This window comes from Chelativorans petroleitrophicus (assembly GCF_025398195.1).
GTDB classification, from domain to species: domain Bacteria; phylum Pseudomonadota; class Alphaproteobacteria; order Rhizobiales; family Rhizobiaceae; genus Chelativorans; species Chelativorans petroleitrophicus.
The window spans coordinates 1-8,984 of record NZ_JAODNV010000037.1 but is presented as its reverse complement, the minus strand read 5'-3'; the positions used below and the strand labels follow the sequence as shown (position 1 = coordinate 8,984).

At 63.8% G+C, this 8,984-nt stretch carries 7 protein-coding genes and 1 tRNA gene; 5 read left to right on the top strand and 3 right to left on the bottom strand.

The window, feature by feature from the left end; genetic code table 11:
- On the bottom strand, positions 1-1,182 hold a 1,182-nt coding region (locus NYR54_RS18780; RefSeq protein ID WP_261517236.1), incomplete at its 3' end, for a DUF853 domain-containing protein.
- Positions 1,183-1,369: 187 nt separating this feature from the next.
- Here NYR54_RS18780 and NYR54_RS18775 point away from each other — a divergent pair.
- Complete coding sequence (locus NYR54_RS18775) at positions 1,370-2,812, top strand: methylmalonyl-CoA mutase family protein (RefSeq protein ID WP_261517235.1); 1,443 nt, start codon at positions 1,370-1,372, stop codon at positions 2,810-2,812.
- Between the two features lie 74 nt (positions 2,813-2,886).
- Here NYR54_RS18775 and NYR54_RS18770 read toward each other — a convergent pair whose 3' ends face one another.
- The gene (locus tag NYR54_RS18770; RefSeq protein ID WP_261517234.1) at positions 2,887-3,894 is read right to left on the bottom strand and encodes an asparaginase; all 1,008 of its coding nucleotides are present in this window, start codon (positions 3,892-3,894) and stop codon (positions 2,887-2,889) included.
- Between the two features lie 112 nt (positions 3,895-4,006).
- On the bottom strand, positions 4,007-4,753 hold the full coding sequence (locus tag NYR54_RS18765; RefSeq protein ID WP_261517233.1) for an SDR family NAD(P)-dependent oxidoreductase: 747 nt from the start codon (positions 4,751-4,753) through the stop codon (positions 4,007-4,009).
- A 215-nt stretch (positions 4,754-4,968) separates the two neighbouring features.
- Between NYR54_RS18765 and betI the strand changes: the two genes are divergently transcribed.
- The 4 genes from betI (at position 4,969) to NYR54_RS18745 (ending at position 8,815) form a co-directional block, all read left to right on the top strand.
- Positions 4,969-5,556, top strand: a complete 588-nt coding sequence (gene betI / locus NYR54_RS18760; protein ID WP_261517232.1) for a transcriptional regulator BetI — start codon at positions 4,969-4,971, stop codon at positions 5,554-5,556.
- Positions 5,549-7,201, top strand: coding sequence for a choline dehydrogenase (gene betA, locus NYR54_RS18755; protein WP_261517231.1), 1,653 nt, complete (start codon positions 5,549-5,551; stop codon positions 7,199-7,201). Before betI ends, betA begins: the two co-directional genes overlap by 8 nt.
- Before the next feature lie 15 nt (positions 7,202-7,216).
- Entirely contained in the window at positions 7,217-8,680 is a 1,464-nt protein-coding gene (gene betB, locus NYR54_RS18750) for a betaine-aldehyde dehydrogenase (RefSeq protein WP_261517230.1), read from the top strand.
- A 58-nt stretch (positions 8,681-8,738) separates the two neighbouring features.
- Positions 8,739-8,815 (top strand) — tRNA-Pro (locus NYR54_RS18745).
- The last annotated feature ends 169 nt before the right edge of the window (positions 8,816-8,984 follow it).

The following is an 8,984-nucleotide window of genomic DNA, read 5'->3' as shown; positions in this document are numbered from 1 at the left end:
CGTGTCTTCATGCTGGATCGTCCTTTCCATCGGGCGATCCACCTTATGCCCCTGTCTCAGAAACCGGCACCACCTCTCCTCGCCCACGCCGAGCTGCGTGATGGCCTCGAAGCAGTCGAATTCCGGATTGGGGCGGAAGGTGTCGGCCGCCGTCTTCACCGCCTTCTGCTCGCGCGGCGTATAGGCTCGCAGCGCGTGCTGCACTCGGTTGCCAAGCTGCGCGAGCACGGTTTCCGGCACGTCGAGCGGATTCTGGGTGACGAAATAGACGCCCACGCCCTTTGACCGGATGAGGCGGACCACCTGCTCCACCCGCTCCACAAGCGCCTTTGGCGCCTCGTCGAACAGCAGATGCGCCTCGTCGAAGAAGAAGACCAGTTTCGGCTTTTCCGGGTCGCCGATCTCGGGCAATTCTTCGAAGAGCTCCGACAGGAGCCACAGGAGAAAGGTCGCATAGAGTCGCGGATTCATCATCAGCCTGTCCGCGGCCAACACGCTGACGACGCCCCGCCCGTCGCGCTCGGTGCGCATGAGATCGGCGATTCTGAGCGCAGGCTCGCCGAAGAAGTGTGCGCCGCCCTGCTGCTCCAGCACGAGCAGGGAGCGCTGGATCGCCCCCACCGACTGCTTGTTCACGTTTCCGTAGCGTTTGCTGATGTCGTCGGCACGCTCGGAGATATTGGCAAGCAGCGCTTGCAGGTCCTTGAGGTCCAGCAGCAAAAGGCCTTCCTCGTCCGCGATCCGGAAAGCGATGTTCAGGACGCCTTCCTGCGCCTCCGAAAGATCCATGAGCCGCGACAGAAGCAGCGGCCCCATTTCCGAAACCGTGGCGCGGATCGGGTGTCCCTTTTCCCCGAACAGGTCCCAGAAAATGACCGGGAACTGCTGGAATTCGTATGGCTCCAGCTTGATGGCGGCAGCGCGATTGGTCAGCGCCTCCTTGGGCTCGCCCGGCATCGCAATGCCCGAAAGGTCGCCCTTGATGTCGGCGCAGAAGACCGGCACGCCAGCGTTGGAAAAGCCCTCTGCCAGAATTTGCAGCGTCACCGTTTTGCCGGTTCCGGTTGCGCCAGTGATAAGGCCATGCCTGTTGGCATACTTCAGCAGCAGGCGCTCGGCTCTCTGATAGCTGTCGTCATTGTGCCGGCTGGCGCCGATGAAGATGCTGTCTTCGGCAGTCATGCCCTTACCTCCTCGCCTACCGCGGAATCCCGGCCAAGGTAGCCGGGAGGGCGGCTTCCCACAATGCGCTGGAGTTCTTATAACCCGGAACCGCCTAAGGAACAGTATCACATTCCCAAAGGCGGATTGCGGCAAGCATAAGCTCAGCCTAAACTCCGCTTCGGTTCGCGCACCCTTGGGAGGCAAAATGGATCGGACTGTCTTGAGGCAAGCGGGTTTTCCCGCTGTCGACCAAAGGCAATGGCTCGAGCTGGTTGCCAAGTCGCTCGGCGCGGGCACCGATTACGAATCGCTCGTCCGTAAGACTGATGACGGCCTTCCGGTCAAACCGGCCTATGAGCACGGTCAGGGGGCTGTATCCCTGTCCCGCGTCGATCCGCGTTCCGCCTGGAAGCTTGTGCAGCGTTTGGACGATCCGGATCCGGCCCGCGCCAACGCGCAGGCGCGTGAGGAACTCGCCAATGGCGCAACGGGACTTTCGCTCGTTTTCGCTGGCGCGCCGAACGCTTTCGGCTACGGGCTTCCGGCGAATCCCGAGGCGCTCGATGCGGTTCTCAAGAATCTGCCGCTCGACAATCTGCTTCTCAGGATCGACGTTCATCCGCAAAGCCGCGCCTCCGTCGATTGGCTTATCGAGATATTGCGTAACAGGCGCGCCGATCCGGCCCGGCTCAACCTGTCTTTCGGGATCGATCCGGCGTCTCTGTTCGCCGGCACGGGCAGGCTGCGCATGTCCATCGAGGCGCTGGAAGCCTCCATGCCGCAGTCGCTGGCGGGCTATTTTGCCCTTTCTCTGCCGGGCATCCTGCTGGAAGCCGATGGCCGGGTCTTCCACAATGCCGGGGCGACCGAGGCGCAGGAGCTCGGCATCATGCTCGCTTCCGCCGTCGCCCATCTGCGGATGTTCGAGGAGGCACGTCAGCCGTTGATATACGCGGCAGAGCACATCGGCTTCGCGCTTGCCGTCGATCAGGACCAGTTCCTCTCAGTCGCCAAGATCCGCGCCCTGCGCAAGCTTTGGGCACGCGTGCTGGAGGCCTGTTCGGTCGAGGCTGCTCCCGTGGTGGTTCACGCGGAGACCTCCTACCGGATGCTGACGGCGCTCGACCCCGAAACCAATATCCTGCGCTCGACCATCGCGGCCTTTGCCGCAGCGGTAGGCGGCGCCGATTCGATCTCAGTGCTCCCGCACACCATCACGCATGGTTTGCCCGATGGCGGCGCACGCCGGATCGCGCGCAATACCCAGCTCGTCCTCTCCAGCGAGAGCCACCTCGATCTCGTTGCGGATCCGGCGGGCGGCTCAGGCGCCGTCGAGGCTCTGACGGATGGCCTTTGCGAAAAAGCCTGGGAGGAATTCCGCCAGATCGAGGAGGAAGGCGGCGTGCTACGCAGCCTTGCGGCCGGTCATATTCAGAAGCGTGTTGCCGCCGCCCGCGCCGAGCGCCTGAAGGACTTCAAGGAAGGCGCGCGCAATATCATAGGCACGACGCTCTACAAGCTGGATCAGGAGCGGCCCGCCGGCACGATTTCGGCTGCGCGCCAACCTGTGCCCGTTGACGGCGCCGTGGCCTGCGATCCTCTTCCGGCCCGGCGCATCGACGAGGGATTGGGAGAAGCCGGGCAATAGCCCCGGGCTCTCCCGGCCCCGCCGGCTCTTTCCGAGTTGAACGATAGCAAGCACGGCTTCGCGCCGCGAGAATCCTAACCCGCCAGCATCCCGGCCGGCCGCAGGCTGCCGATCTCGGTACCGCGCCAGTTCCTCAGCGCTGGCCGCGCCATGGCGGAAAGCTGGGTCCGCAGCGGGTCGTCCGCTGGCAACAGGCTTGCAAGCACGGCAGCAATCATCACTTCGGCCGCACGCGCCGTGCCGTCGTCGCATTTAAGCGCAATGCCCAGCCCCAGTTCAGAAATGGCCGCGCAAAAGACGCCCTCTGCACCCACCTTGGTGAAGAGACGCCCCTCCCCCGCCTCCATCATCGCGGTGTCGGGACGGCCGCTGCCCGCCACGAGAAAAGGCTCGGCCATGCAGGCCGCAAAAATGCGCTTTGCCGCGGCGGCGCGCTTGGGTGACAGGCCGCTGCCTGTCGCCATCCGCGCAAAGCCGAGCGCAAGGTGCTTCAGCGGCACCGCATAGGTGGGGATGGAACACCCGTCGATGCCGCGCATGGCGACCGTATGCGCGGCGCCCGTCACATCCTCCAGCGTCTCGCGCACCATCTCCTGAATGGGATGATCCGGCCCCGTATAGCCCCTGTGATCGATGCCGCAATGAACGCAGGTACACAGAAAACCGGCGTGCTTCCCGGAGCAGTTGTTATGGATCGGCGTGGGCGAGGCGTCGGAACGGGCGAGTGCGATCATGGCTTCCTGGTTCGTCGGCCAGTGGGCGCCGCATTCATAGGCGCCCTGATCAAGACCTGCTTTCGCCAGCATGGAGGACGCGACCTCCACATGCCTCGGCTCGCCGGCATGCGACGCGCAGGCAAGGGCAATCTCCCGATTGCCGAAGCCATACGCATCGGCCGCACCGCTTTCGATGAGCGGCAGCGCCTGGATGGCTTTCACCGCCGAGCGCGGAAAGACCGGTCGCGCAATGTCGCCGATCGTGACCACCTCTTTTCCGTCGGCATCGACCACCGCCACAGCGCCGCGATGGCGGCTTTCCACCACGCTGCCCCGCAGCATCTCAACGAGCACCGGATTCGCCATTCTCGCACTTCATCCAATCTGTTGCTGCCGGTTCATTGCCAGATTGGATGCTCCTCGGCCAGTCACAAACCGTCCGAGTTTCAGCCGGTTCACAATGGCCAGCGAAGCCGCTCTAATAGTCTGCGTGCTTCACCCCGGCCACCGAAAAGCCACCGTCTATGGTAAGCGTGTGGCCCGTGATGGAGCTCGCCTCGGGCGAAAGCAGGTAGGCGACCGCCGCGGCGATCTCGCCCGGCTCCACGCTGCGGCGTTGAGGCGTGTGCGCAATCCACGCGCGGCGCCGCTCAGCGTCCTCGTCGAAGCTTGCGGTGGAACTCTCCACCAGCCCCGGCGCCACGCAGTTGACCCGCACCCCGCGGCCCGCAAGCTCCAGCGCCATGACTTCCGTCAGCATCTTCACCCCGGCCTTGGAGGCGCCATAGGCCGCGCAGCCGGCATTCGCCCTCAAGCCGCTGGCAGAAGCCAAGTGAACAATAGAAAGCGCATCGTCCATGCGCGCGAGCGCTGCCTGCGCGGCGATGAACGCGCCCACCAAATTGATTTCGAGAATCTGTCGCAGCACTTCCGCGCTCGTCTGCTCGAACGGCATCTCCCGGCGAATGCCCGCGCAACTGACCAGCGCCGAAACCGGGCCGTAGGCGTCTACGGCCTGATCGAAGGCCTCGGCAATCTCGTCCTCGTCCGTCACGTCGGCGGTAAGGAAAATCGCCTCTTCGCCGCTCAAAAGGTCTTCCGCATCGGCGAGCGCGCCCGCGTCGGCATCGATGACGGCCACGCCCCATCCGTCATCGAGAAGACGTTCGGCAACCGCAAGCCCGATTCCCGACGCCCCGCCGGTGACGATGGCAAGCGGTTTCATGACCTGCCGGACCGCATGGCCCCCTCCTCTGCGCCGTCCTCCACATCTCCTCGGCGTTCCTTGATTAACACATTCCTCCATTCTGGTCGCGCCAGAAGCGCATTGCTCAAGGCCATTCCCTTTGCAGGAGCTTCGTTGCGGAAAGCGTGTGGCAGCAGGAGCGAACTCGCCGGATTTTGATTGATTGATCAATCAATCAAAATTAAATAGCAGCCATGCCAAAGATCGGAATGGAACCTCTGCGCCGACAGGCGCTCATCGATGCCGCCATCCACGCCATCGGCGAACGCGGCTCGCTCGACGTCACCATGACGGACATTGCCGGGCGGGCTGGTGTCTCGCCCGCGCTCGCGCACCACTATTTCGGTGCGAAGGATGCGCTGCTGTTCGCCACCATGCGCCACATCCTGTCCGAGCTCGGGCGGGATTTGCGCGAGGCAGTGGCGGGCCTCGATGGCGTGGAGCGCGTGCGCGCTGTCATCGCCGTCAATTTCTCGCCCAAGCAGTTCCGGCCGGAAATCATTGCAGCCTGGCTGGCCTTCTATGTGGAGGCGCAGCGGACGGCTGCCCTCAGGCGGCTGTTGCGCGTCTATGCACGCCGGCTTCACAGCAACCTCGTCTTCGCGCTGAAGCCTCTCATGCCCGCCAGCGAGGCGGAGCGGACGGCCGAGGGCATAGCGGCGCTGATCGATGGGCTTTACATCCGCCGGGCGCTGAAGGACGGGCCGCCGGATGCCGCTTCTGCGATCGCTCTGGTGGAGGATTATCTTGCGCTCAGGCTGAAGGGGCGGCGCCGTGCTTGAGGCTGACTACGTCATCATTGGCGCAGGCTCGGCGGGCTCGGCGCTCACCTACCGGCTTTCGGAAGACGGCCGGCATTCGGTGATCGTCATCGAGTATGGCGGCAGCGATTTCGGCCCGCTGATCCAGATGCCTGCCGCCCTCTCCTACCCCATGAACATGCGCCTGTACGACTGGGGCTTCCGCACCGAGCCCGAGCCGCATCTTGGCGGCCGGACGCTTGCCACACCGCGCGGCAAGGTGATCGGCGGCTCCTCCTCCATCAACGGCATGGTCTATGTGCGGGGGCACGCCCGAGACTTCGACCATTGGGCTGAGCAGGGTGCCACCGGATGGTCCTATGCGGACGTGCTGCCCTATTTCAAGCGTATGGAAAATGCCAAAGGCGGTGAGGAAGGCTGGCGCGGCACCGACGGGCCGCTTCATGTGCAGCGCGGCCCGCGCAGCAACCCGCTCTATCGGGCTTTCATCGAGGCGGGCCGGCAAGCGGGGTTCGAGGTGACGGAGGACTACAACGGCTCCAAGCAGGAAGGCTTCGGCCCGATGGAGCAGACCATCCATCAGGGTCGCCGCTGGTCCGCCGCCAATGCCTATCTGAAGCCCGCGCTCAAGCGGAAAAACGTGTGTCTCGTCAGAGGCTTCGCGCGGCGTGTGATCATCGAGAATCAACGCGCCACCGGCGTGGAAATCGAAGCTCGCAATTCGATTCAAGTCGTTAAAGCGCGACGTGAAGTCATCATATCCGCCTCGAGCATCAACTCGCCCAAGCTCCTCATGCTCTCCGGAATCGGCCCGGCGGAGGAGCTTCGCCAGTTCGGCATCGAGATGGTGGCCGACCTGCCCGGCGTAGGCAGAAACCTGCAGGACCATCTGGAACTCTATATCCAGCAGGCCTGCCGCGAGCCGATCACCCTACACTCGAGCCTCGGGCTCCTTTCGAAGGTCCTCATTGGCGCGGAATGGCTCCTCTTCAAGACCGGGCTCGGCGCCTCGAACCATTTCGAGGCCGCGGCCTTCGTGCGCTCCCGCTCGGGGGTGGAGTACCCAGATATCCAGTATCATTTCCTGCCGGCCGCGATCCGCTATGACGGCAAGGCCGCGGCCAAGGTGCACGGCTTCCAGGCGCATGTCGGCCCGATGCGGTCGAAGTCGCGCGGCAGCGTCACCCTCCGCTCCCCCGACCCCAAGGCGCCGCCAAAGATCCTATTCAATTACATGTCGCATGAGGATGACTGGCGGGATTTCCGCCATTGCATCAGGCTGACGCGGGAAATCTTTTCGCAGGAGGCCTTCAGGTCCTATTGCGACGGGGAGATTGCGCCCGGAGCGCACGTCACCTCGGACGCTGCGCTTGACGATTTCATCCGGCAGAATGTCGAAAGCGCCTATCATCCCTGCGGCACCTGCCGCATGGGAAGCCGGGAGGACCGGATGAGCGTAGTCGACCCCGAACTCAAGGTGATTGGCGTTGACGGCCTGCGCGTGGTTGACTCCTCCATCTTCCCACGGATCACCAACGGGAATCTCAACGCGCCTTCGATCATGGTGGGCGAGAAGGCGGCGGACCACATTCTGGGCAAGCCGCTTCTGCCTCCTTCGAACCAGGAGCCGTGGATCAACCCCCGCTGGCGGGAATCGGACCGCTAAGTCTGGAGAAAGCCAATGCGCGCCCAGCCGCAAGCTTCGCATTACATCAACGGCGCTTTTGTCGAGGATATGGAGGGTGAGCCGCTTGATGTGCTCTATCCCGCAACAGCCGAAATCATCGCCCGGGTACATCTGGCGACGCCCAACATCGTTGAGCAGGCGGTGGAAGCCGCGCGCAAGGCCCAACCCGCCTGGGCGCGGCTGAAACCCGTCGAGCGCGGGCGCATCTTGAGGCGCGCCGCCGAGATCCTGCGCGCCCGCAACGAGGAGCTTGCGCGCCTCGAAACGCTCGACACTGGCAAGGCGCTGCAGGAAACGCTTGTGGCGGATCCCGCCTCCGCGGCGGATGCGCTGGAATTCTTCGGCTGCGCCATTGCCTCCTGGAACGGAGACCATGTCGATCTGGGCGGCCCCTTCGGCTACACGCGGCGCGAGCCTCTCGGCGTCTGCGTCGGCATCGGCGCCTGGAACTATCCGATCCAGATCGCCGCCTGGAAAGCTGCCCCCGCGCTTGCCGCGGGTAACGCCATGATCTTCAAGCCGTCGGAAAACACGCCCCTCTCCGCCCTCACCCTGGCGGAAATCTTCACCGAGGCCGGGCTTCCCGCCGGGCTTTTCAACGTGGTTCAGGGCACGGGTGAGGTCGGCACGGCGCTCGTGTCCCATCCGGAGGTGGCGAAGGTCTCCCTTACCGGCTCGGTCGGCACAGGAAAGCGCGTCCTTGCGCTCGCCGGCGAACACATGAAGCATGCGACAATGGAGCTTGGCGGAAAATCGCCCCTCATCGTGTTCGACGATGCGGATGTGGAGAACGCCGTCAGCGGCGCCATGCTCGGCAACTTCTACTCCACCGGGCAAATCTGCTCCAACGGAACCCGGGTTTTCCTGCAGAAGGGAATATATGACCGGTTCCTGGAGCGCTTGACCCAGCGCACGCGCGCCATCCGAATCGGCGACCCGCTCGACCCGGAGACGCATCTCGGGCCCCTAATCTCGGAAGCCCAGCGCGAGCGCGTCCTGTCCTATATCGAGCTTGGGAAAAGGGAAGGTGCCCATCTTCATCTGGGCGGCGGCGTGCCGAATCTGCAGGGTCTCGAAAAAGGCTTCTTCGTGGAACCGACGATCTTCACGAATGTCCGCGATGACATGCGGATTGCGCGCGAGGAGATTTTCGGGCCCGTGATGTGCGTGCTTTCCTTCGAATCGGAGCAAGAGGTCGTCGCCCGCGCCAATGACACGGAATTTGGCCTCGCCGCCGGCGTCTTCACGCGCGACCTGGCCCGCGCCCACCGTGTCATCGCCGCGCTTCAGGCCGGCACCTGCTGGATCAACACCTACAACCTCACGCCCGTGGAGCTTCCCTTCGGCGGCGTGAAGAGTTCCGGCATCGGCCGGGAGAACGCCCTTGCGGCGCTTGACCATTATTCCCAACTTAAATCGGTGTATGTCGAGACCGGTAATGTCGAAAGTCCCTATTAAGGCCGCTCTTTCGGCTTGCGAAGGGACGGCGCGGTCGGTATAAGCCCGCCGTCGGGTGCGGAGTGTAGCGCAGTCTGGTAGCGCACCTCGTTCGGGACGAGGGGGTCGCAGGTTCGAATCCTGCCACTCCGACCAATCCAATCAAAGACTTAACATACTTCCTCTTCCTCTTGTATCTCGCCTTAGGGCCGATAACGGACCGAAACGAAGCGAGAGGCATATGCGACGTATTCCGGCATGATGCCGTCGGAGATGAAGCGGCTGCGCGAGCTTGAGCAGGAGAATGCCCGGCTGAAGAAGATCG